Annotated in this window: 21 protein-coding genes and 1 pseudogene; 10 read left to right on the forward strand and 12 right to left on the reverse strand. The window is 70.4% G+C overall.

What is annotated here, in order from left to right; genetic code table 11:
• Positions 1 to 277: 277 nt before the first annotated feature.
• Positions 278 to 2,095 carry a phosphatidylglycerol lysyltransferase domain-containing protein gene (locus ACU6WZ_RS11975; RefSeq protein ID WP_447033244.1) on the forward strand — a complete coding sequence of 606 codons (1,818 nt, stop codon included), beginning with the start codon at positions 278 to 280 and terminating at the stop codon, positions 2,093 to 2,095.
• A gap of 11 nt (positions 2,096 to 2,106) precedes the next feature.
• Here ACU6WZ_RS11975 and ACU6WZ_RS11980 read toward each other — a convergent pair whose 3' ends face one another.
• Positions 2,107 to 3,033, reverse strand: a complete 927-nt coding sequence (locus tag ACU6WZ_RS11980; protein WP_447033245.1) for an NADP-dependent oxidoreductase — start codon at positions 3,031 to 3,033, stop codon at positions 2,107 to 2,109.
• Between the two features lie 142 nt (positions 3,034 to 3,175).
• Between ACU6WZ_RS11980 and ACU6WZ_RS11985 the strand changes: the two genes are divergently transcribed.
• The 6 genes from ACU6WZ_RS11985 to ACU6WZ_RS12010 all read left to right on the forward strand — a co-directional run bounded on the left by ACU6WZ_RS11985 (position 3,176) and on the right by ACU6WZ_RS12010 (position 6,678).
• Positions 3,176 to 3,619 (forward strand): MarR family winged helix-turn-helix transcriptional regulator, encoded by a 444-nt coding sequence (locus tag ACU6WZ_RS11985; protein ID WP_447033246.1) that lies wholly within the window; start codon positions 3,176 to 3,178, stop codon positions 3,617 to 3,619.
• Positions 3,620 to 3,635: 16 nt separating this feature from the next.
• A complete protein-coding gene (gene folP / locus ACU6WZ_RS11990; protein ID WP_447033247.1) occupies positions 3,636 to 4,505 on the forward strand; it encodes a dihydropteroate synthase in 870 nt (289 codons plus the stop codon).
• Complete coding sequence (locus tag ACU6WZ_RS11995; RefSeq protein ID WP_447033248.1) at positions 4,502 to 4,954, forward strand: nuclear transport factor 2 family protein; 453 nt, start codon at positions 4,502 to 4,504, stop codon at positions 4,952 to 4,954. Before folP ends, ACU6WZ_RS11995 begins: the two co-directional genes overlap by 4 nt.
• Before the next feature lie 192 nt (positions 4,955 to 5,146).
• The gene (folB, locus tag ACU6WZ_RS12000; RefSeq protein WP_447033249.1) at positions 5,147 to 5,506 is read left to right on the forward strand and encodes a dihydroneopterin aldolase; all 360 of its coding nucleotides are present in this window, start codon (positions 5,147 to 5,149) and stop codon (positions 5,504 to 5,506) included.
• Positions 5,503 to 6,102, forward strand: coding sequence for a 2-amino-4-hydroxy-6-hydroxymethyldihydropteridine diphosphokinase (folK, locus tag ACU6WZ_RS12005; RefSeq protein WP_447033251.1), 600 nt, complete (start codon positions 5,503 to 5,505; stop codon positions 6,100 to 6,102). Before folB ends, folK begins: the two co-directional genes overlap by 4 nt.
• Positions 6,103 to 6,195: 93 nt before the next feature.
• Positions 6,196 to 6,678, forward strand: a complete 483-nt coding sequence (locus tag ACU6WZ_RS12010) for a DUF3180 domain-containing protein (RefSeq protein ID WP_447033253.1) — start codon at positions 6,196 to 6,198, stop codon at positions 6,676 to 6,678.
• Between the two features lie 54 nt (positions 6,679 to 6,732).
• Here the strand turns inward: ACU6WZ_RS12010 and folE are convergent, their stop codons facing one another.
• From folE to dacB, 6 genes are all read right to left on the reverse strand, one after another.
• Positions 6,733 to 7,338, reverse strand: a complete 606-nt coding sequence (gene folE, locus ACU6WZ_RS12015; RefSeq protein ID WP_447033254.1) for a GTP cyclohydrolase I FolE — start codon at positions 7,336 to 7,338, stop codon at positions 6,733 to 6,735.
• A 119-nt stretch (positions 7,339 to 7,457) separates the two neighbouring features.
• Positions 7,458 to 9,494 (reverse strand): ATP-dependent zinc metalloprotease FtsH, encoded by a 2,037-nt coding sequence (ftsH, locus tag ACU6WZ_RS12020; protein ID WP_447033255.1) that lies wholly within the window; start codon positions 9,492 to 9,494, stop codon positions 7,458 to 7,460.
• A 187-nt stretch (positions 9,495 to 9,681) separates the two neighbouring features.
• Entirely contained in the window at positions 9,682 to 10,221 is a 540-nt protein-coding gene (hpt, locus tag ACU6WZ_RS12025) for a hypoxanthine phosphoribosyltransferase (RefSeq protein ID WP_447034001.1), read from the reverse strand.
• Positions 10,222 to 10,265: 44 nt separating this feature from the next.
• On the reverse strand, positions 10,266 to 11,348 hold the full coding sequence (gene tilS, locus ACU6WZ_RS12030; RefSeq protein WP_447033257.1) for a tRNA lysidine(34) synthetase TilS: 1,083 nt from the start codon (positions 11,346 to 11,348) through the stop codon (positions 10,266 to 10,268).
• Positions 11,349 to 11,554: 206 nt separating this feature from the next.
• Positions 11,555 to 12,685: an Rv3626c family coenzyme F420 biosynthesis-associated protein gene (locus ACU6WZ_RS12035; protein ID WP_447033259.1), complete on the reverse strand. Its 1,131-nt coding sequence runs from the start codon at positions 12,683 to 12,685 to the stop codon at positions 11,555 to 11,557.
• Positions 12,686 to 12,769: 84 nt separating this feature from the next.
• On the reverse strand, positions 12,770 to 14,185 hold the full coding sequence (dacB, locus tag ACU6WZ_RS12040) for a D-alanyl-D-alanine carboxypeptidase/D-alanyl-D-alanine endopeptidase (RefSeq protein WP_447033260.1): 1,416 nt from the start codon (positions 14,183 to 14,185) through the stop codon (positions 12,770 to 12,772).
• Positions 14,186 to 14,375: 190 nt separating this feature from the next.
• On the opposite strand from dacB, the gene ACU6WZ_RS12045 reads away from it, so the two are divergent.
• Together ACU6WZ_RS12045 and ACU6WZ_RS12050 are read left to right on the forward strand one after the other, a co-directional pair.
• Positions 14,376 to 14,870, forward strand: coding sequence for an inorganic diphosphatase (locus ACU6WZ_RS12045; RefSeq protein WP_069930540.1), 495 nt, complete (start codon positions 14,376 to 14,378; stop codon positions 14,868 to 14,870).
• Between the two features lie 184 nt (positions 14,871 to 15,054).
• On the forward strand, positions 15,055 to 16,764 hold the full coding sequence (locus ACU6WZ_RS12050; protein WP_447033262.1) for a threonine/serine exporter family protein: 1,710 nt from the start codon (positions 15,055 to 15,057) through the stop codon (positions 16,762 to 16,764).
• Positions 16,765 to 17,000: 236 nt separating this feature from the next.
• Here ACU6WZ_RS12050 and ACU6WZ_RS12055 read toward each other — a convergent pair whose 3' ends face one another.
• Positions 17,001 to 17,699, reverse strand: a complete 699-nt coding sequence (locus ACU6WZ_RS12055; protein ID WP_447033263.1) for a DedA family protein — start codon at positions 17,697 to 17,699, stop codon at positions 17,001 to 17,003.
• 136 nt (positions 17,700 to 17,835) lie between these two features.
• Positions 17,836 to 18,595 (reverse strand): annotated as a pseudogene (locus ACU6WZ_RS12060) (MerR family transcriptional regulator).
• A 116-nt stretch (positions 18,596 to 18,711) separates the two neighbouring features.
• Here ACU6WZ_RS12060 and gad point away from each other — a divergent pair.
• Positions 18,712 to 20,118 (forward strand): glutamate decarboxylase, encoded by a 1,407-nt coding sequence (gene gad, locus ACU6WZ_RS12065; protein ID WP_447033264.1) that lies wholly within the window; start codon positions 18,712 to 18,714, stop codon positions 20,116 to 20,118.
• Positions 20,119 to 20,233: 115 nt separating this feature from the next.
• On the opposite strand, the gene ACU6WZ_RS12070 is transcribed toward gad, so the two are convergent.
• From ACU6WZ_RS12070 to ACU6WZ_RS12080, 3 genes are all read right to left on the reverse strand, one after another.
• Positions 20,234 to 21,019 carry an ABC transporter permease gene (locus ACU6WZ_RS12070; RefSeq protein WP_447033265.1) on the reverse strand — a complete coding sequence of 262 codons (786 nt, stop codon included), beginning with the start codon at positions 21,017 to 21,019 and terminating at the stop codon, positions 20,234 to 20,236.
• Positions 21,016 to 21,963, reverse strand: coding sequence for an efflux ABC transporter ATPase subunit, DrrA-related (locus tag ACU6WZ_RS12075; protein ID WP_447033267.1), 948 nt, complete (start codon positions 21,961 to 21,963; stop codon positions 21,016 to 21,018). Before ACU6WZ_RS12075 ends, ACU6WZ_RS12070 begins: the two co-directional genes overlap by 4 nt.
• Positions 21,964 to 22,042: 79 nt before the next feature.
• The gene (locus tag ACU6WZ_RS12080; RefSeq protein ID WP_447033268.1) at positions 22,043 to 22,657 is read right to left on the reverse strand and encodes a PadR family transcriptional regulator; all 615 of its coding nucleotides are present in this window, start codon (positions 22,655 to 22,657) and stop codon (positions 22,043 to 22,045) included.
• Positions 22,658 to 22,670: the final 13 nt, after the last annotated feature.

The raw sequence follows: 22,670 nt of genomic DNA on the forward strand, positions 1-22,670 counted from the left end.
GGGAGGGAGTGAACCGGCCCCCCTGATGCGCCGTCCTTAAGAGAGCAAATCGTCCGGCTGCCAGGCCTCGGAGAGCTCGTCTCTCGCGGAGCCACGGGAAGCGATGTCCAACAGGCTAGATGGGAATGATTCCGGGCCGGTTCCGGCCGGCACACCGAGAGCGACGGGACGGCCGGGACTGACCGGACGGCCGGGACTGACGGAACGGCCGGGACTGACCGGATTGACGGAACGGACGACGGAGCGGATGAGCCGCACAACGGGGCACAAGAGCCGTATGACGGCAATACGCGGGACCCACCGGACACCGAGGCTGCTGAGAGGGCTGCGCCCCGAGGCCGTGCCCTCCCTGGTCGGCACCGCCTGCGCTCTCGTCGGGCTGCTCGACATCGCCGCCGGCGTCTTCCCGCGCTTCCGGCACAGCCGGATGCACGCAATCGCCGAGGTACTTCCCGGCGCGCTCGGCCCGTTCGCCGCCGCGCTCGCCATCAGCGCGGGCGCCCTGCTGCTGCTCCTGGCGCACGGCCTCAAGCGCCACAAACGCCGGGCCTGGCGCGCCGCCGTCGTCCTGCTCCCCGCGGGCGCCGTGGCGCAGTTCACCTACCGCAACTCGATCGTCGGCGTGCTGATCTCGGTGGCGCTGCTCGCCCTGCTGCTGCGCCACCGCGACCAGTTCGCGGCCCTGCCCGACCCGCGCAGCCGCTGGACGGCGCTCGCGAACTTCATACTGCTCGGCGCCGGGTCCCTGGGGCTCGGTCTAGTCATCGTCAGCTCGCACCCGGGGCGGGTCGTCGGCGACCCGAGCGTCGCCGAGCGTCTGGAGCACGTCCTGTACGGGCTGTTCGGCTTCGAGGGCCCTGTCGCCTACGCCGGCCGGGTCTCCTGGACCGTCGGCTACTCGCTGGGCGCCCTCGGCCTGCTCACCGCCGTCACCACCATCTACCTGGCCCTGCGCCCCGAGCACCCCACCGCCCGCCTCACCCGCGACGACGACCGACGGCTGCGCGAGCTGCTGTCCCGGCACGGCGGCCGCGACTCGCTCGGCCACTTCGCGCTGCGCGGCGACAAGGCCGTCGTGTTCTCGCCCAGCGGCAAGGCTGCCGTCACCTACCGCGTCGTGTCCGGGGTGATGCTCGCCAGCGGCGATCCCATCGGCGATGTGGAGGCCTGGCCCGGCGCCATAGAGCGCTTCATGGACGAGGCCAAGGCCCACTCGTGGACCCCCGCGGTGATGGGGTGCAGCGAGACCGGCGGCGAAGTGTGGACCCGCGAGACGGGCCTCGACGCACTGGAGCTCGGCGACGAAGCGGTGGTGCACGTGCCGGATTTCACCCTCGCCGGGCGGGCGATGCGCAACGTGCGCCAGATGGTTGGGCGCATCGAGCGGGGCGGTTACGAAACCCGCGTACGCCGCGTCCGTGACCTGAGCGAAGGCGAACTGGAGCGCATCCGGCGGGCCGCCGCGGACTGGCGCGGCACCGACACCGAGCGCGGTTTCTCCATGGCGCTCGGCCGCATCGGCGCGCCCGGCGACGAGGACTGCGTGATCGCCACGGCCCACAAGGCGGATGCGCAGGAGGGGGCGTACGGCGATCTGAAGGCTGTACTCCACTTCGTCCCCTGGGGCGGCGACGGCATGTCCCTGGACCTGATGCGCCGCGACCGTCTTGCCGATCCCGGCATGAACGAGCTGCTGATCGTCGCCGCGCTCCAGGCCGCACCCCGGCTGGGTGTGGACCGGGTCTCGCTCAACTTCGCGATGTTCCGCTCCGCGCTGGCGCGCGGCGAGAAGATCGGCGCCGGACCGGTGCTCAGGCTCTGGCGGGGGCTGCTGGTCTTCGCCTCGCGCTGGTTCCAGATCGAGTCGTTGTACAAGTTCAACGCCAAGTTCCAGCCCCGCTGGGAGCCCCGCTTCGTGGTCTTCCGCACCTCCCGCGACCTGCCGCGCATCGGCCTCGCCGCGATGCGGGCCGAGGGGTTCGTCACGGCCGTGTTGCCCCGCCCCTTCACCCGCCGGGCGAGGCCCGCGCAGCCGCGTCCCTGCGCGCACCCCGCGCGGCTACGGATGGGCGAGGCCGACCGCTCGGTCGCATAGCGTCCGGCGGATCAGCCGACGCTGATCGCGATCTTGCCGCGGGTGTGGCCCTCCATGCTGAGCCGCATCGCGTCGGCGGCCTTCTCCAGCGGGAAGACCGCCGCCACCTCGACGGACAGCGCGCCGCGCTCGGCCAGCTCGGTGAGCGCCGTCAGGTCGGCCGTGTCGGGGCGCACGAAGAGGTAGCTGCCGCCGAGCTCGGCGACCGCCGGGTCCGCGATGGAGGCCAGCCGGCCGCCGGGGGCGAGCAGCGCGGGCGAGATCTGGAGCGCGTCGCCGCCGACGAGGTCGAGCACGGCGTCGACACCGTCGGGGGCCAGCGCCCGGACGCGGTCGGCCAGGCCCTCGCCGTACGTCAGGGGTGTGGCGCCCAGCGCCTCCAGGGACGGGTGGTTGCGCTCGCTCGCCGTGCCGATGACCCGCACACCGAAGGCGCGCGCGATCTGCACCGCGAACAGGCCGACACCGCCGGCCGCCGCGTGCACCAGCAGCGTCTCACCGTCGGTGATCTTCAGGGGGCCGACGAGTGCCTGATACGCGGTGAGACCGGCCAGCGGCAACCCCGCGGCCTGCTCGAACGTCAGGTTGGCCGGCTTGCGCGCCAGGGTGCGCACCGGCGCGGCGACGTACTCGGCGAAGGTGCCGCGCGAGACGAAGTCCTCCCGTACGTACCCGATGACCTCGTCGCCCGGTGCGAACTCGCTCACGCTGGGGCCCACCTTCTCGACGACGCCGGCGACGTCCCAGCCGGGGACGACGGGGAAGACCGCGTCGAGCACGGAGTCGAGGTAGCCGGCCTGGATCTTCCAGTCGACGGGATTGACGGCCGCCGCCCTGACCCGGACCAGGACGCCGTCGGGGCCGAGCTTGGGCTGCGGCACGTCGCCGTACGCGAGGTCGTCGGGGCTGCCGTAGCTGCGGTAGGTGATGGCCTTCATGGTGTTACTCCTGAGGGAGGCGACAGCGGTACGTGGCGATCTCAACACGTGGCGATCTCAACTACGTGGCGATCTCAACCAATAAATGGACCGTAGACCTCAATGTTTGAGATAGTCAAGCTTTACGCGATAAGCTGATCGTATGGCAGAGACCGTCGGGACACCCCCCACCACCACTCAGCTCCTGGAGCGGCTCGCCGATTCCTTCAGCAGCTACTACGGCGACTTCACCCTCGCCGCCGCCGAGGCCGGCCTCACCGCCAGCCAGGCCAAGACCCTCGGCGTACTGCGCGCCTCCCCCACCCCGATGCGCGCCCTCGCCACCACCCTGGCCTGCGACGCGTCCAACATCACGGGGATCGTCGACCGGCTGGAGAAGCGCGCTCTGGTACGCCGCGAAGTCAGCGCCACCGACCGCCGCGTCAAGAACGTCGTGCTCACCACCGGCGGCGAGGAGATCATCGACACCATCCGGGCCCGTATGCACGCGACCCACGACGCACTCGACGCCCTCAGCGAGCACGACCGCGCCACTCTCTACGAACTGCTCGGCCGCGCGTTCAGCGGTCGGTGCGGCAGCGCCTGACGCCTAGGCTGGGCGCATGAGTACGTTGCGTGCGCGTGGCCGGATCGAGGGTCTGCCGGACTGGGACCGCTGTGCGGTGATGGGGGTCGTCAATGTGACACCCGACTCCTTCTCCGACGGGGGTCGCTGGTTCGACACGACCGCGGCCGTCAAGCGCGGCCTGGAGTTGGCCGCGGAAGGGGCCGACCTGATCGACGTCGGAGGCGAGTCCACCCGCCCCGGCGCCTCCCGCGTCGACGCCGACGAGGAGCTGAGGCGGGTGATTCCCGTGGTGCGCGGCCTCGCCTCCGAGGGCGTCACCGTCTCCGTGGACACCATGCGGGCCGCCGTCGCCGAGCAGGCCGTCGCGGCCGGCGCGGCCCTGGTAAACGACGTCAGCGGCGGCCTCGCAGACCCCCGCATGATCGCCGCCGTGGCAGCTGTCGGAGCACCTTTCGTGGTCATGCACTGGCGGGGCTTCAGCGAGCAGATGAACAGCCGCGCGGTCTACGCCGATGTGGTCGGGGAGGTCGTCCGCGAGCTGCGCGACCGGATGGACGCCGTCGTCGCGGGCGGCGTCGCACCCGAGCGGATCATCATCGACCCCGGCCTCGGCTTCGCCAAACAGGCGGCCCACGACCTGGCACTGGTGGCCCGTCTCGACGCACTGCACTCCCTCGGCCGCCCCCTTCTGGTGGCCGCCTCCCGCAAGCGGTTCCTCGGCCACGTTCTCGCCGCGTCGGCCGGCGAGGGCGCCACGCCGCCGCCCGCCCGCGAGCGGGACGCCGCCACCGCGGCCGTCTCCGCCATCGCCGCCCACGAAGGCGCCTGGGCGGTGCGCGTCCACGAGGTACGGGCCACCGCCGACGCCGTCCGCGTCGCCAGAGCCGTCGAAGGAGCCCTGTGAGCGCCGCGCGCACCGACGCCGAACAGGTCGAACTGGCCAACACCGCGTTCTACGAGACCGTGGAGCGCGGCGATTTCGAACAGCTGTCGTCCCTCTGGCTGGACGACGAGATCTCCTGCGTCCACCCCGGATGGCCGGTCCTGTCGGGGCGCGGGGAAGTGCTCCGCTCGTACGCCGTGATCATGGCGAACACCGAGTACATCCAGTTCTTCCTCACGGATGTGAAGGTCACGGTCCTCGGTGACACCGCCCTCGTCGTCTGCACGGAGAACACCCTCAGCGGCGGCCCTGCCGAGGAGGCCGGCGAGCTGGGGCCGCTGGTCGGGCAGCTGATCGTGGCCACCAACGTGTTCCGGCGCACCGAGGACGGCTGGAAACTGTGGTCGCACCACGGGTCCCCCGTGCTGACCGAATCCGGTGACGACGAGGACGACGAGACACCCGCCTGAGTGGGTAAGGGCCCGTGGAAGGTTCGGGTCCGGAAGGCTTGGGTATGGGCGGCTACCAGCCCCGTGGGCTTTCGTCCAGGGGCCCCGTGGGCACGCGATGTCGGTGCCCGCAGGTAGATTCGGGTGAGGGTGACATGCCGACCGCACAGGGCAGTGGCCCTTGTTCTCTCTACGACAGCAGGAGTGATTCGCGTGGATCGTGTCGCGCTGCGCGGCCTCAAGGCCCGTGGGCACCACGGGGTCTTCCCCAGGGAGCGTGAGGAAGGCCAGACCTTCATCGTGGACCTGGTTCTCGGCCTCGACACCCGCCCCGCCGCGGCTGACGACGACCTGGCGAAGACCGTGCACTACGGCGTCGTGGCGGAGGAGGTCGTGGACGTGGTCCAGGGCGACCCGGTCGACCTGATCGAGACACTCGCCGAGCGCATCGCCCAGCAGTGCCTCAAGCACGACGGCGTGAAGGAGGTCGAGGTCTGCGTCCACAAACCGGACGCCCCGATCACCGTGCCCTTCGACGACGTGACCATCACCATCACCCGGAGCCGCGTATGAACCCGACACAGAGCGACCCGACCGTGCAGCCGGTGCCCGCCTCCGTGGTGGAACAGGTGGACGCCGCGGACTTCACTCTGTCCAATCCGAAACGCGCCGTGATCTCGCTGGGCTCCAACCTGGGCAACCGCCTGGAGACCATCCAGGGCGCCATCGACGCACTGGAAGACACCCCCGGCCTGCGGGTCAAGTCCGTCTCCCCGGTGTACGAAACGGAGCCCTGGGGCGTCGACCCCGCCTCCCAGCCGTCGTACTTCAACGCGGTCGTCGTGGTGAAGACCACGCTGCCGCCGTCCTCTCTGCTGGAGCGCGGCCAGGCCATCGAAGAGGCCTTCGACCGGGTACGCGAGGAGCGCTGGGGCCCGCGCACCATCGACGTGGACATCGTGGCGTACGCCGACGTGGTGTCCGACGATCCGCTGCTCACCCTCCCCCACCCGCGCGCCCACGAGCGGGCCTTCGTGCTCGCCCCGTGGCGCGACGTGGACCCGGAGGCGCAGCTGCCCGGCCGCGGCCCGGTGGCGGGCCTACTGGACGGGGTCGGCGCCGACGGCGTACTGCCGCGCCCCGACCTGGAACTCCGGCTGCCGGAGTAGTCGTTAGGCTGGCGGACCGTCACACATGGATGTGGCACGGATGTGGACATGGATGTGACGAATCCACGTGACCGGATGTGAGGGGCGCTCTCGGTGAAGCAACTGCGGCTCGGGGTACTGGCCGGTCTCTTCGCCGTGGCGGGAGTCCTGTCCTGGGGCGCCGCCCGGCTCTGGAACACGGTCGACACCCTGCCGAGCGTGCCGCTGGCGGCCCCCGTGGTACTGGCGGCGATCGCTGCCGTACTCCTGGCGACCGCCCTGTCGATCCGGGCCCGGCTGCGCGCCCAGCGCGAGCGCCGGCCCGGCGCGAAGGGTGTCGAGCCGCTGATGGCGGCCCGCGCGGTGGTCTTCGGCCAGGCCAGTGCGCTGGTCGCGTCGCTGGTCTGCGGGATGTACGGCGGGGTGGGCGTCTACTTGCTGATGAACAGCCTCGACATCCCCACCCGCCGGGACCAGGCCATCTACGCGGGCCTGGCCGTCCTGGCGGGCGCGGCGGTGGTCGCGGCGGCGATCTTCCTGGAACGGGTCTGCAAGCTCCCCGACGACGAGGACACCGGCGCCGCCCCCGCGGCCTGACCCCTGCCGGATCAGCTGTGCTCAGCTCAGCGCAGCCAGCACAGCTCAGCCGGCTCAGCGAGACATGATCAGGGTCATCGCCTCGTTGCGTGTCGCCGAGTCCCTCAGCTGGCCTCGCACCGCCGATGTGATCGTCTTGGCGCCGGGCTTGCGGATACCGCGCATCGACATGCACATGTGCTCGCACTCGATGACCACGATCACCCCGCGCGGCTCCAGGATCTCCATCAGAGATTCGGCGACCTGCGTGGTGAGCCGTTCCTGCACCTGCGGGCGGCGGGCGAACACGTCGACGAGACGCGCCAGCTTGGACAGCCCCGTGATCTTGCCACTGGTGGCGGGGATGTACCCGACGTGCGCCACTCCGCGGAACGGAACCAGGTGGTGTTCACAGGTACTGAACACTTCGATGTCCTTCACCAGGACCATCTCGTCGTGCCCCAGGTCGAACGTCGTCGTCAGCACGTCCTCGGGCTGCTGTCGCAGACCGGAGAATATTTCCTGGTACGCCCGGGCCACCCGTCCCGGCGTCTCCCGCAGCCCCTCCCGGTCCGGATCCTCGCCGACCGCGATGAGGAGCTCGCGTATGGCGTTCTCGGCTCGCTTCTCGTCGAACTCGCCGATGGAGCCCTCGCCGTCCAGCGTCACCGGGTCGGTCATCAGTGCCTCGTTCCTGTGCTTCACGTGCGCAGACGCGCGGGCGTACGAAAAAACGCCGCGTCCCCCAGATTAAACCTGGGGGACGCGGCATCCATTCCGGGCCCCGTGGGCCCCGGTGTTCAGCTCTCGGGGCGCTCCTCGGGGATCGCCTCGGTGGCCGGCTTGTCCAGCGGACCGGCCGTCACCGTGGGAGTCGCACCGATGGCGGTGGTGGCGCCATTGGTGAGAGACAGCTCCTTCGGCGAGAGCACCGGCGGCCGCGTGGACGGCGTGCGGCGGGAAGAACCGGTCCATGCGGGGCGGGCCGGGCGCTTCACGATCGGGCTGAAGATCTCGGCGATCTCCTCCTTGTTCAGTGTCTCCCTCTCCAGGAGGGCCAGAACCAGGTTGTCGAGGACGTCACGGTTCTCGACGAGGATCTCCCACGCCTCGTTGTGCGCGGTCTCGATGAGCTTCTTGACCTCTTCGTCGACGAGCGCGGCGACCTCTTCCGAGTAGTCGCGCTGGTGACCCATGTCACGGCCGAGGAACGGCTCGGCGCCGTCCTGGCCGAACTTGATCGCGCCGAGACGCTCGGTCATGCCGTACTGCGTGACCATCGCGCGGGCCGTGGTGGTGGCCTTTTCGATGTCGTTCGAGGCGCCCGTGGTCGGGTCGTGGAACACCAGTTCCTCGGCCGCACGGCCGCCCATCATGTAGGCGAGCTGGTCCAGCATCTCGTTGCGCGTGGTCGAGTACTTGTCCTCGTCCGGGAGCACCATCGTGTAACCGAGGGCACGCCCGCGGGACAGGATGGTGACCTTGTGCACCGGGTCGCTGTTCGGGGAGGCCGCCGCGACCAGGGCGTGTCCGCCCTCGTGGTACGCGGTGATCTTCTTTTCCTTCTCGCTCATGATCCGGGTCCGCTTCTGCGGTCCGGCCACGACACGGTCAATCGCCTCGTCCAAGGAGTGGTTGTCGACCAGCTTCTTGTCGCTGCGAGCGGTCAGCAGCGCCGCCTCGTTCAGTACGTTCGCCAGGTCGGCACCGGTGAAGCCCGGCGTACGACGGGCGACGGCCCGCAGGTCGACCTCCGGCGTGACCGGCTTGCCCTTGGCGTGCACCTTGAGGATTTCGAGGCGGCCCAGCAGGTCCGGGCGGTCGACGGCGATCTGCCGGTCGAACCGGCCCGGGCGCAGCAGCGCCGGGTCGAGGATGTCCGGCCGGTTGGTGGCGGCGATCAGGATGACGCCGCCCTTCACGTCGAAGCCGTCCATCTCGACGAGCAGCTGGTTGAGGGTCTGCTCGCGCTCGTCGTGACCGCCGCCCATGCCGGCGCCGCGGTGGCGGCCGACTGCGTCGATCTCGTCGACGAAGACGATCGCCGGGGCGTTCGCCTTGGCCTGCTCGAAGAGATCACGGACCCGCGAGGCACCGACACCGACGAACATCTCGACGAAGTCAGAACCGGAGATCGAGTAGAACGGGACACCGGCCTCACCCGCGACAGCACGGGCGAGCAGCGTCTTTCCCGTACCGGGCGGGCCGTACAGCAGCACACCCTTGGGGATCTTGGCGCCGACGGCCTGGAACTTCGCCGGCTCCTGGAGGAACTCCTTGATCTCGTGGAGCTCCTCGACCGCCTCGTCGGCCCCCGCCACATCGGTGAACGTCGTTTTCGGGGTGTCCTTGGTGATCAGCTTGGCCTTGGACTTCCCGAACTGCATGACCCGGGAGCCGCCGCCCTGCATCTGATTCATCAGGAACAGGAAGACGACCACGATCAGGACGAAGGGAAGCAGGGAGAGCAGAATCCCGACGAAGGCGTTCTGCTTGGTGGGGGAGACCGTGTAGCCCTTGTCGATGTCCCCGCTGTCGAACTTCGACTGCAGCTTGTTGGCGAGCGCGACGCCCTGGTCGCCGATGTAGCTCGCCTGGATTTTGCTGCTGTCCTTGACCTTCTGGCCGTCCTTCAGCTCAACCTTGATGACTTGTTCGTCACCGGTCGTCAGCTTGGCCTGCTTGACCTGGTTCTTGTCGATCGACTGGACGACCTCGGCGGTGTCCACCGTCTTGTAGCCGCCGGACGAGCCGACAACCTGCATCAGCACGACCACGGCGAGGACGGCCAGCACGATCCACATGACCGGCCCACGGAAGTATCGCTTCACGTCCATCCATACGGGGCGGATATCGCCCCGTCCCTCCTGCCCGTAGGTAAATGCTGCTGTTTAAAAAGACTGTTCTTCGGACGGTACCCCAGCATTGTCACCCGTGACCGCAGGGGACGACCGGCGAACCTGCCTTCCCCTGCTCCAACGGCGGGCAGCGGGCGGAGGTTCCCGGCGAACGCCCGTGCCGGTCTCAGCCGCCGTAGACGTGCGGCGCGAGGGTGCCGACGAAGGGCAGATTCCGGTACTTCTCGGCGTAATCAAGGCCGTATCCCACGACGAACTCATTGGGAATGTCGAAGCCGACCCACCGCACGTCGAGCTTGACCTTCGCCGCGTCCGGCTTGCGCAGCAGCGTGCAGACCTTCAGGGACGCGGGCTCACGCGATCCGAGGTTGGACAGCAGCCAGGAGAGAGTCAGGCCCGAGTCGATGATGTCCTCGACGATCAGGACGTGCTTGCCCTTGATGTCGGTGTCGAGGTCCTTGAGGATGCGGACCACGCCGGAGGACTGGGTGCCGGCGCCGTAGGACGAGACCGCCATCCAGTCCATCGTGACGGGGGTGGACAGGGCACGCGCCAGGTCCGCCATGACCATCACCGCGCCCTTGAGGACGCCGACGATGAGCAGGTCCTTGCCCGCGTACTCCGCATCGATCTGCCCGGCCAGCTCGGCCAGCTTGGCGTCGATTTCTTCCTTGGTGATGAGCACCGACTTGAGGTCGGTGCCCATGTCCTTCTCGTCCACCGGGGTCACTTTCGTAGTGCTTCAGCGCGTCAGCCCTGCCGGATGACCAGTCTGCCACCCTGCCGCCGCGCCTCCACCCGGCCGGGGAGGTTGATGACACCTTGCCCGCGCCAGCCGGTGATCAGCCGGTCGACCTCCTCGACGTGCCGCGCGAAGAGGGACCCGGCCGGCGAGCCCGCCTTGATGGCCGCCCGGCGCAGGACGCGGCGGCGTACGGCCGGAGGCAGGGCGTAGAGCTTGGCGCACTCCAGCTGCCCGGAGTCGTCGCGTACGGACGCGTCCGCCTCGGCGGCCCAGTCGTCGAGAGCGTCGGCGTCGTCTCGGGAGAGCTGGGCCGTCCTGGCCAGCGCCTCGACGACTCCTTTGCCGAGCGCCTTCTCCAGGGCCGGAAGGCCTTCGTGACGCAGCCGCGAGCGGGTGTAGGCGGGGTCGGTGTTGTGCGGGTCGTCCCAGACGGGCAGCGACTGCTCCATGCACGCCTTGCGGGCCGTCTGCCGGTCGATGTGCAGGAAAGGCCTGCGGTAGCGCCCCGCGCCGGTCACGGCGGCCATGCCGGACAGCGAGCGGATGCCGGAGCCGCGGGCGAGGCCGAGCAGGACCGTCTCCGCCTGGTCGTCGCGGGTGTGGCCGAGGAGTACGGCCGCGGCGCCGTGGCGCTCGGCGGCGGCGTCCAGCGCGGCGTACCGGGCGTCGCGGGCGGCCGCTTCGGGGCCGCCGCCGCGTCCGACGGTCACCGCGACGGTCTCGACGGGGTCCAGGCGCAGCGCGGCGAGTCGGCTCGCGACCTCCGCGGCGCGGGCCGGCGAGCCTTCCTGGAGTCCGTGGTCGACGGTGACGCCGCCGGCCCGGACGCCGAGCTTGGGCGCCTCGAAGGCGAGGGCGGAGGCGAGCGCCATGGAGTCGGCGCCGCCGGAACAGGCGACGAGCACGAGCGGCGCCGACGGCGACGGCTCGTACGTGCCGGATGCAGCCGGTGCGCCGGTGGTGCCGGTGGTGGCGGGGCCGGTGATGCCCGCGGTGCTGAGGGTGCGTGCGGGGATGTCGTTGAGTACGTCGTGGAGTACGCGGCGGACCGCCAGGCGTATCGCTGCGACCGCAGGATGGGGACCCATGTCCGGTGCCCTTCGGTGAAGTTGGGGTGCCTCGGGAGAATGAAGCCAGTCACTCAGAGTGCGTCGATGGTGACAGAGCCGGGCCGTTCTCCGAGCATTGCACGCCTACCGGGGGCGCACGGTCCCTCGGATGGGTGATGCTGAGCCCCTTTGGGGGCGCCCCAGGGCCCCCTGATGCATTCTCCGGCAGTCCGGCCGCGCCCGGGCTACGAGTCCGCCTTGCGGTGCACCCGCGCGACCCAGTCCGCCGGTTTGGCGATCTCCGCCTTGGTGGGGAGCGTGTTCGGAGAGGTCCAGACCCGGTTGAAGCCGTCCATACCGGCCTCCTCCACCACAGCTCGCACGAAACGCTCGCCGTCCCGGTACTGGCGGAGCTTGGCGTCCAGGCCGAGCAGTTTGCGCAGCGCGAGGTCGAGCCGGCTGGCACCGCGGGCCCTGCGCTGCTGGAACTTCTCGCGGATCTCGGCGACCGACGGCACCACGTCGGGGCCCACGCCGTCCATGACGAAGTCCGCGTGGCCTTCGAGGAGCGACATGACGGCCGTCAGCCGGCCCAGGATCTCGCGCTGGGCCGGCGTCTGGACGATCTCGACGAGGCTGCGGCCGCCGTCCTCGCCCGCCTCGCCCTCGGGGCGGCCGCCGGCCAGCGACTGGGCGGCCTCGCGCAGCCGCTCCAGGACCGTCATCGGGTCCACCTCGGTCTCGCCGAGGAACGACTGGATCTCGCCCTCCAGGTGGTCGCGCAGCCAGGGCACGGCCGTGAACTGGGTGCGGTGGGTCTCCTCGTGCAGGCAGACCCAGAGCCGGAAGTCGTGCGGGTCGACTTCGAGTTCCCGCTCGACGTGCACGATGTTCGGGGCGACGAGCAGCAGCCGCCCACCGCCGGTGCCGGCGGGAAGTTCGCGGGAGGGCGGGGCGAATGTCTCGTACTGGCCGAGTACCCGTGAGGCGAGGAAGGACAACAGCATGCCGACCTCGACGCCGGTCACCTTGCCGCCGACCGCGCCGAGCACGGCGTTGCCGGGGCCCTGTCCCCTGCGGTCCTGCATCTTGTCGAGCAGCGGCCGCAGGAGCTCCCTGAATCCGGCGACGTTCGCCCTGACCCAGCCGGCCCGGTCGACGACGAGGACCGGGGTGTCCTGCGGTTCGTGCCCGTCGGGGATCATCCGGGTGAAGGCCCGGACGTGCTCCTCCGCGGCCTTGGCGTGCCGCCGGAGTTCGGCCACGACGGCGCGCGCCTCCTCCCGGCTCACGTCGGGGCCCGGCCTCACCAGTCGGGTCGCGGTCGCCACCGCGAGGTTCCAGTCGACCATCTCCGCACCACCGATGCTCGTCATGCGTCAACCGTACGTTGTCGACGCCGTGGGCGGTGAGGTGTTGTGCTCCACCCGTACCCGTGAACTTCTGATCCCCGCCGCGCCCTACGTGCGTCCCGGGCGGCCCCCGATGGGCTCGCAGCCGCAGTTGGCAAGGGTGGCGGCGAGCCTGTCGAGGGCCGACTGGGCGTCGCCGCGGCCGGTCGTGCCCGAGGTCAGGAAGGCGAAGGACAGCAGTCGGCCGTCCGCGTCGACCACCGTTCCGGCCAAGGTATTCACGCCGGTGAGGGTGCCGGTCTTGGCGCGGACCATGCCCGTACCGGGCGAGTCCTGGGCGTAACGGCTCCTCAGGGTGCCGCTGAAACCGGCCACCGGGAGGCCCGTGAGGACCGGCCGCAGCCCGGGGCGGGCCGGGTCGGCGGCGCGGGCGAGGAGGCCGGACAGCAGGGCGGCCGAAGCCCTGTCCTTGCGGTCGAGGCCGCTGCCGTCAGCGAAGCGGGCCCCGGACAACGGCAGTTCGAGCTTCTTCAGACGCAGCTTCACCGCGCGGCCCGCACCGTCGAAACTGGCCGGCTGTCCCGAGGCGAGAGCGGTCTGGCGGGCCAGCGCCTCGGCCAGGTCGTTGTCGCTGTGGGTCAGGGTGCGCTCGACGAGGGCGGACAGGGGCGCGGAGAGCGCCCGAGCGACGGGCTCGGCACTGTCGGGCCCCTTCGAGGGGGCCGGGGCGCGCCTGGTCTCGATACCGCGCTCGCGCAGCATCGCCGCGAAGGCGCGGGCGGTGTCGCCGGCCGGGTCGGTGCTGCGCGGTGCGGGTCCGTACTGGGAGCCGTCCAGCCGGCCTTCCTCGATCATCAGGGGGCTGACGGGGCTGATGTTCTCGTTGGGGCCGATGGGGTGAAGGTCCGGCCCCGAGTACAGCGAGGTGTCGTACGAGAGCACGGTCTTGTCGGCGCCGCGGTCGCGCAGTACCCGCGCCGTGTCGTCCGCCAGCGAGCCCAGGGCGTCCCGGTCCAGCGTCGGGTCGCCGCCGCCGACCAGCACGGTCGCTCCGCCGTCGGGGGTGGCGGTGACGGTGGTGGCGATGCGGTGGCCGGGCCCGAGTGCGGAGAGCGCGGCAAGTGTCGTGGCGATCTTGATGGTGGAGGCAGGCGTCATGCCCGTGCGGTCGCCCTTCCCGTACACCTGGGCGCCCGTCGCGGTGTCGACGACCGATGCCGTACGGACCGTGCCGAGCGCCGGGTCGCGCAGCAGCGGTTCGAGGGCGTCGGCGAGAGCGCGCTCGGCCGGCGGCGGTACGGGCTCGCCCAGCGCGGCGAGCACGCTGGGGGCGGGCTCGGGGGTGTCGCGCGCCGGGGACTGGTGATGTGCGCCACCCGTTCCCGCCTGGGCCGCGGCCAGGGAACGCTCGGCCGTACGCTGACCGGAGTCCCAAGGACCTGCCGCGGTTGCCGCCCCGGCCGAGAGGGCGAGACCGACCACGGCCGCGCCCGTCGTGAGCTGCCACGTTTTCCGTTCCGGCACCGCGGACCAGCCCCTTTCGCGATCACACACCTGCGTGAGGGACACTTAACCACTGCGTGTTGCCGCGAGCATGGCACCCTGGGGCCGGCCCGCCTGCCGAATCGGCCGGGGGGCCCGGGGACTCCCCCGGAGACAGATGCGACAGACGCAGCCCCACTCGTAATATGTGTTGATCATGGAGGAGTCACCCGTGGAGTTCGACGTCACCATCGAGATCCCGAAGGGTTCGCGGAACAAGTACGAGGTGGACCACGAGACCGGTCGGATCCGCCTGGACCGTCGACTCTTCACTTCCACGTCCTACCCGGCGGACTACGGCTTCGTCGAGAACACCCTCGGCGAGGACGGCGACCCGCTGGACGCGCTCGTGCTGCTGGACGAGCCGACGTTCCCGGGCTGTGTTATCAAGTGCCGCGCGATCGGCATGTTCCGGATGACGGACGAGGCCGGCGGCGACGACAAGCTGCTGTGCGTCCCCGCCTCGGACCCGCGGGTCGAGCACCTGCGCGACATCCACCACGTGTCGGAGTTCGACCGCCTGGAGATCCAGCACTTCTTCGAGGTCTACAAGGACCTGGAGCCGGGCAAGTCCGTCGAGGGCGCCGACTGGGTCGGCCGCACCGAGGCCGAGGCCGAGGTCGAGGCTTCCTACAAGCGCCTGCAGGCGCAGGGCGGCAGCCACTGACGAGCCCCCGGCCTCCCCTGACATCACGGCGGGCGGTGCACCCCAACGGGGGTCGCACCGCCCGCCGTGTGCTGGGGCGCGTGCTGGGCCGGCGCCGTGCGGCGCGCGAGCGGAGGGTGTCGCTCCGCATACTGGGCACTGGTCGCACAACGCTGTGTTGCACAAAGCTGTACGGGATCAAGGAATGGAAGCGAGGCGAGCGGTGGCGGAGCCGAAGCGCGGCGGCAGCGGGGCCGACAACGAAGGCCCCGAGGACCGCAAGCCGCAGTCGGACGAGGCTCGGAGCGCCTTCGCACCACCGCCCGGAATGGGTCAGCCGGAGCCGGCCGAGGAGGACAGCCCGACCTCCGAGTTCGCCGTGCCGGAAGGGCTGACCACCGGCGAGTACCCCATCCCGCAGGACGTGTCGGCCTTTGACACCCCGAGCACCTACAACGCCCGGCAGGCCCCGCCCGCCTTCACCCCTGCCCACGGCGTGCCCCTGGTCGGGCTGACCAAGGAGGCGCCCTGGCAGGACCGGATGCGTACGCTGCTGCGCATGCCGGTCGGGGACCGGCCGGTGCCGGAGCCGGTGCAGCGCCACGACGAAGCGGGTCCCGCCGTGCCGCGCGTGCTCGACCTGACGCTGCGTATCGGGGAGTTGCTGCTCGCGGGCGGCGAGGGGGCCGAGGACGTCGAGGCGGCGATGTTCGGGGTCAGCCGGGCGTACGGGCTCGACCGCTGCGAGCCGAACGTCACCTTCACGCTGCTGTCGATCTCGCACCAGCCCTCGCTGGTGGACGACCCGGTGACGGCGAGCAGGACCGTACGCCGCCGGGGCACCGACTACACCCGGCTGGCGGCGGTCTACCACCTCATCGACGACATCACATCGCCGGACACCGACGTCACGCTGGAAGAGGCGTACCGCACGCTCGCGGAGATGCGGCGAAACCGCCACCCGTATCCGGGCTGGGCGCTGACGGGGGCCAGCGGGCTACTGGCCGGCGCGGCTTCCGTGCTGGTCGGCGGTGGTCCCGTGGTGTTCCTGGCGGCCGCGATCGGCGCGATGCTCGGCGACCGGCTGGCGTGGCTGTGCGCGGGGCGCGGGCTGCCGGAGTTCTACCAGTTCGTGGTCGCTGCGATGCCGCCCGCCGCCATAGGGGTGGCACTGACGCTCGCACCGCAGACGACGCTGTGGGACGCGCGTCCCTCCGCCGTCATCACCGGTGGCCTGTTCGCGCTGCTGCCGGGGCGGGCCCTGGTGGCGGGGGTGCAGGACGGTCTGACGGGTTACTACATCACCGCGTCGGCGCGGCTGCTCGAAGTGATGTACTTCTTCATCGCGATCGTCATCGGCGTGCTGATCGTGCTCTACCTGGGCGTACAGCTCAACGCCGAGCTGCAGCCCAGTGCCGCGCTGGAGAACACCATGCGTCCGGTGACGCAGATCCTGGCGTCGATGCTGCTCAGTTTCGCGTTCGCGATCCTGCTCCAGCAGGAGCGGAACACCGTGCTGATGGTGACGCTGAACGGCGGCGTGGCCTGGCTCGTGTACGGCGCGATGCACGATGTCGGCCAGATCTCCCAGGTGGCCGCGACGGCGGTCGCCGCCGGCCTGGTCGGGCTGTTCGGGCAGCTCTTCTCGCGCTACCAGTACGCCTCCGCGCTGCCGTACGTCACGGCGGCGATCGGTCCGCTGCTGCCGGGCTCCGCGACGTACTTCGGTCTGCTGGGCATCGCCCAGAACGACCTGAACTCCGGGCTCGCCTCCCTGTCGAAGGCGGCGGCCCTGTCGCTGGCGATCGCCATCGGGGTGAATCTGGGTGGCGAGATCTCCCGGCTGTTCCTGAAGATGCCGAGTATGGGGCGGGGCGCGAGCCGCCGCGCGGCCAAGCGGACGCGCGGCTTCTAGTGCCGCGACCGGCAATGTTTGCCCCATAAGGAGCGTCGTCCAGTGCCTGCGATCGCAAGGCGGCCGGAAGTCCTTGGATGGGGTCTCCCCTGCTCGAACGAAGTCGAGAGCTTGGGGAAGGAGCTACCAGGGCTTTCGGCCAACGCAGCGAGCGTGCGTGCTGGACGACGCGACGGGGCAAAGCTCGCCGGGAGCGGCACTAGCTCATACGGCCCGTACGATCCGAGCCCAGCGGGTCAGCGCCTGGCGTGGCGGCCGCGCTGACCCGGGGGCGTCCCTTCGGACTGGCCGACGGGACCCTCGGCGGCGGCCTTCTTGTTCTTGCTGCGGGCCCGCAGGTACTCGATGACGATCGGGATCACCGAGACCAGCACGATCAGAAGCAGGATCGGCTCGATGTTGTCGCGGACGAACTTGATCTTTCCGAGGGAGGCGCCGAGCAGCGTGACGCCCACTCCCCAGAGCAGACCGCCGATGATGTTGAACATGATGAACGAGCGGTAGTTCATCTTGCTGACGCCCGCGATGATCGGCGTGAAGGTCCGCACGATGGGCACGAAGCGGGCCAGGACCAGCGACTTCGGACCGTACTTCTCGAAGAAGTCGTGCGCCTTCTCGACGTTCTCCTGCTTGAAGAACCTGGAGTCGGGACGGTTGAAGAGGGAGGGCCCGACCTTGCGGCCGAAGAGATAGCCGACCTGGTCGCCGATGATCGCCGCGAGCGCGACCAGGGTGCAGACCAGCCACAGCGGAGTGTCCAGCACGCCGGTGGTCACGAGCAGACCGGTGGTGAACAGCAGCGAGTCGCCCGGCAGGAAGAAGCCGATCAGCAGTCCGGACTCGGCGAAGACGATGACCAGGAGGCCGATCAGGCCGAACTGCTCAAGCAGATAGTTCGGCTCCAGCCAGCTCGGTCCGAGCGCAAGCGTATTCACGGGTACCGGGGCTCCAGGGTGGGGTCGACTGTCTGGTCTGTCTGCGGGGGGCCGCAGCCCAAAGCTACAACGTGGCCGCGGCCCCCTTGGTTCCAGTCCTGGTTCCGGTCGCCCCTCGCGCGATCCCGCGGGCCGGTCAGCTGCGGTGAACCGCGTTGGCCAGGATCGCGTCGTGCAGATACCGGGCCGCGTCGGGGGCGCAGCTGTTCGTAGTGACGGGTGAACCGCTCGTCGGTCACATAGAGGTCCGCCAGCCCGCAGTGGATCTCATAGGTGCAGTCGTAGAACCAGCGGACGATCTGGCTCCGGTGCTCCTCGGCGAGCTCCATCGCCTGCTCACTCTCGGCCGGAGCGCCGGATTCCATGAGCGCGGCGAGCCTGCGGCCCCACCCCTCGCTCTCCTCCTTGTAGCGCAGCCAGTCCTGCTTGGTGTACGACGCCGAACGGCGCTGCGATTCGGCGTAGGCGTCGGTGCGGCCCCAGCGGCGCCCGGCCTCCTCCTCGTACGCCTGCGGATCGTGGTCGCCGAAGACCTCGAACTTCTCCTCGGGTGTGAGGCTGATGCCCATCTTCTGTGCCTCCAAGGCGGTTTCGACGGCGGCGGCCATCTCCTGCAGTCGCGCGATGCGGCCGGACAGCAGTCCGTGCTGGCGCCGCAGGTGCTCGCGCGGGTCGGTGCCCGGGTCGTCCAGGAGAGCCGCCACCTCGTCGAGCGGGAAGCCGAGCTCCCGGTAGAACAGGATCTGCTGCAGCCGGTCGAGGTCGGCGTCGTCGTAGCGCCGGTGACCGGCATGGCTGCGCCCGCCCGGCGAGAGCAGCCCGATCTCGTCGTAGTGATGCAGCGTGCGCACCGTCACTGAGGCGAATCCCGCGACCTGTCCCACGGAGTAGCTCATGGTCTGCCCGCTCCTTCTTCTCGGTACGCACCTCAGCCTGAGCCCTCACGTGACGTGAGGTGCAAGCCCGAATTCCCGACACGCTATGCACTGCTATGTCCACTTATGGTGAGCGCATGGCACTTCACCAAGGCCCGACGGAGCGGCACCGCAAGCTGGCCCTCAACCCCTTCTACGGCGCGGCCGACCCGGTCGCGGGCATGGAGTCCGCCCCGCCCAGGCACCAGCTGCCCGAGGGGCCCATGCCGCCCGCGACGGCGTACCAGCTGGTGCACGACGAGCTGATGCTCGACGGGAACTCCCGGCTCAACCTGGCCACGTTCGTCACCACCTGGATGGAGCCCGAGGCGGCGGTGCTGATGGGCGAGTGCCGGGACAAGAACATGATCGACAAGGACGAGTACCCGCGCACCGCCGAGCTGGAGCGGCGCTGCGTCGCGATGCTCGCCGGCCTGTGGAACGCGCCGGACCCGGCGGCGTCCGTCGGCTGCTCCACGACCGGGTCCAGCGAGGCGTGCATGCTCGCCGGGATGGCCCTCAAAAGGCGCTGGGCGGGCCGCAACGCGTCCCGCTACCCCGGCCAGGCCCGGCCGAACCTGGTGATGGGCGTCAACGTCCAGGTCTGCTGGGACAAGTTCTGCACCTTCTGGGAGGTCGAGGCTCGCACGGTGCCGATGGAGGGGGACCGTTTCCATCTCGATCCGCAGGCCGCCGCCGCGCTCTGCGACGAGAACACCATCGGCGTGGTGGCGGTGCTCGGCTCCACCTTCGACGGGTCGTACGAACCCGTGGCCGAGATCTGCGCGGCCCTGGACGAGCTCCAGGCGCGCACGGGCCTCGACGTTCCCGTTCATGTGGACGGGGCTTCCGGCGCGATGATCGCTCCCTTCCTCGACGAGGACCTCGTCTGGGACTTCCGGCTGCCGAGGGTCTCCTCCATCAACACCTCCGGGCACAAGTACGGCCTGGTCTACCCGGGGGTGGGGTGGGCGCTGTGGCGCTCGCCGGCCGAACTCCCGGAAGAGCTGGTCTTCCGGGTCAACTACCTGGGCGGTGACATGCCGACCTTCGCCCTCAACTTCTCCCGGCCCGGGGCGCAGGTGGTGGCGCAGTACTACACCTTCCTGCGGCTCGGCCGGGACGGGTACCGGGCGGTGCAGCAGGCGTCGCGGGACGTGGCGCGGGGGCTCGCCGCGCGGATCGAGGCGATGGGTGACTTCCGGATGCTGACCCGCGGCGAGGAGCTGCCGGTGATCGCCTTCACCACGGCCGACGGGGTGACGAACTTCGACGTCTTCGACGTGTCCCGGCGGTTGCGCGAACGCGGGTGGCTGGTGCCGGCGTACGTCTTCCCCGAGAACCGGCAGGACCTGTCCGTGCTGCGGATCGTCTGCCGCAACGGCTTCTCCTCCGACCTGGCGGAGCTGCTGGTGGAGAGCTTCGAACAGGTCCTGCCCGAACTGCGCGCCCAGGCGGGACCGGCCACCCGGGACACGTCCGCCGCGACCGGCTTCCATCACTGACCGGCGCGCGCCCCGGCGGCCCGGGGGCTCAGTGGCCCGGGGGCTCAGTGGCCCGGAGGCCCGGAGGCCCGGAGGCCCGGGTCTCAGAGGCTCAGTGGCTCAGTGGCTCAGTGGCTCAATGGCTCAGCCGCCCGAACCGCCGTACCGCCAGCGGAAAGAACACCGCCACCAGCACCACCGGCCACACCACCGCCAGCAGGCCCGCGTGTTCGGCCGGCCAGCCGGTGCCGGCCGCCGCCGGGTTGCCGAAGAGGTCGCGTACCGCCGTGGCCGTGGCCGACAGCGGGTTCCACCCGACGACCGCGGCGAGCCAGCCCGGCATCGAGTCCGGCGAGGCGAAGGCGTTGGAGAGGAACCCGACCGGCCACACCAGGATCTGCACCGCCTGGACCATCTCCGGCTTGCCCGCGACCATTGCCAGCTGGATGCCGATCCACAGCATCGCGAAGCGCAGCAGCAGCAACAGGCCGACAGCCCCCAGGAAGGCGAGCGCGCCGCCGTGCCAGCGCCAGCCGACCGCGTACCCCACCACGATCATGACCAGCAGCCCGGCCGCCGACTGGAGCATGTCCGCGACGGCGCGTCCCACCAGCACCGCGCCCGAGGCCATCGGCATGGAGCGGAACCGGTCGATCACCCCCTTGTTCAGATCCTGGGTGACCGCGAGCATCGTCGCCTCCAGCCCGAAGGCCATGGTCAGCGCGAGCATGCCCGGCACCAGGAAGTCGACGTAATCGCCCGAGACGCCCTTGCCGCCGCCGACCAGGAACCCGAACATCAGCAGCAGCATCACCGGGAAGACCAGGCCGACGACGACCTGCACCGGCCGGCGCGCCCAGTGCGCGAGTTCGCGCCGCGTCATCGTCCAGGAATCGCTGACCGCCCATCCGACCGTACTCATACCCCCACCTCCTGGGTGTCCTTCGTGAGACGCAGGAACACTTCGTCGAGCGTTGGCCTGCGCAGGACGATGTCCTCCGCCTCGATGCCGGCGGCCTCCAGGGCACGTACGAGCCCGGCGAGGGCCGTCATCCGGTCCGTGACCGGCGCGCTGAGCCGCCGCCGGTCGTCGTCGCGCTCCGCGCCCGGGCCCATCAGGACGGCCGCCGCGCCGAGTTGGCGCCCGTCGCGCAGTACCACGTCGATCCGGTCGCCGCCGACCTCGGCCTTCAGCGAGTCCGGTGTGCCCTCCGCGATGGACCTGCCCCCGTCAACCACCGTGATCCGGTCGGCCAGCTGATCGGCCTCCTCCAGGTACTGCGTGGTGAGCAGTACGGTCGTGCCGCCGCCGGCCAGGGACCGCACCGCGCTCCACACCTCGGCGCGGCCGCGCGGGTCGAGGCCGGTGGTCGGTTCGTCCAGGAACAGCACCTGCGGGTCGGTGATCAGTGACGCCGCCAGGTCGAGCCGGCGCCGCATGCCGCCGCTGTACTGCCGGACCGCCTTGCGGCCCGTGTCGGCGAGCCCGAACCGCTCCAGCAGCTCGTCCGCCCGCGCGCCCGCCCGGCGCGCCCCCAGGTGATGGAGGCGGCCGAACATCTCCAGGTTCTGCCGACCGCCCAGCTCCTCATCCACCGCCGCGTGCTGCCCCAGCAACCCGATGTGCCGCCGCACCCGTGCGGCCTGCGTCCGTACGTCGTACCCCGCGACCTCGGCCCGACCCGCGTCGTGCCGCAGCAGGGTGGCCAGGATGCGCACGATCGTGGTCTTGCCCGCACCGTTGGGGCCCAGCACGCCGTGCACCGTGCCACGCCCCACCACCAGGTCGAGCCCGCCCAGCGCCCGCTTCTGCCCGTACCGCTTCTCTACTCCCTCGACGACGATCGCCGCTTCGGCGTCAGTCAATGCTCTCTCCTCCCACCTTGTAGTCAAACTTGACTACAAGCGCAAAGGTAAAGCACTCCGACTCATTCGTCAAACTTGATTAGCTGGCGTAGGGATTCTCTTCGCCCTCGGCGAGCACGCCCACGAAGGGGTCGCCCTCGCCGGAGAACGTGTACGCGCCGCCCTCGATCCGCGCGATCAGGCCGCGCGTCCACTCGACACCCGTGTCTGCCGAGTGGACCCACAGGTTCATAATCTCGCCGATGTGGCCGATCGACTCGGGCCCGTCCTCAGGCGTGTAGTAGTCGGTGACCGACGTGCGCCACGACTGGAGGCCGCGCACCCGCTCCTTGAGCAGCTCGACCGCCTCCGCCCGGTCCAGGTCGACGATGAAGCCGATGCCCGCCGACAGCACGTCCAGCTTCTGGTCGTACGTCTTCACGGCCTCCCGAAGCAGCCCGAAATACTCCGCGGTCCCCTGCTCCGTCATCTCGTACTCGGTACGCGGCGGGCCGCCGGCCGTGCTCGGCGCGATCTCGTGGGCGTGCAGCAGCCCCTGCTTGGCCATCTGCTTGAGCGCGTGGTAGATCGACCCTGGCTTGGCGTTGGACCACTCGTGGGCGCCCCAGAACTCCAGGTCGTTGCGCACCTGATAGCCGTGCGCGCGCCCGTGCTGACGCACGGCGCCGAGGACCAGCAGCCGGATCGCTGACATCGTGAACCCTTCC

It is taken from the genome of Streptomyces hypolithicus, assembly GCF_052934925.1.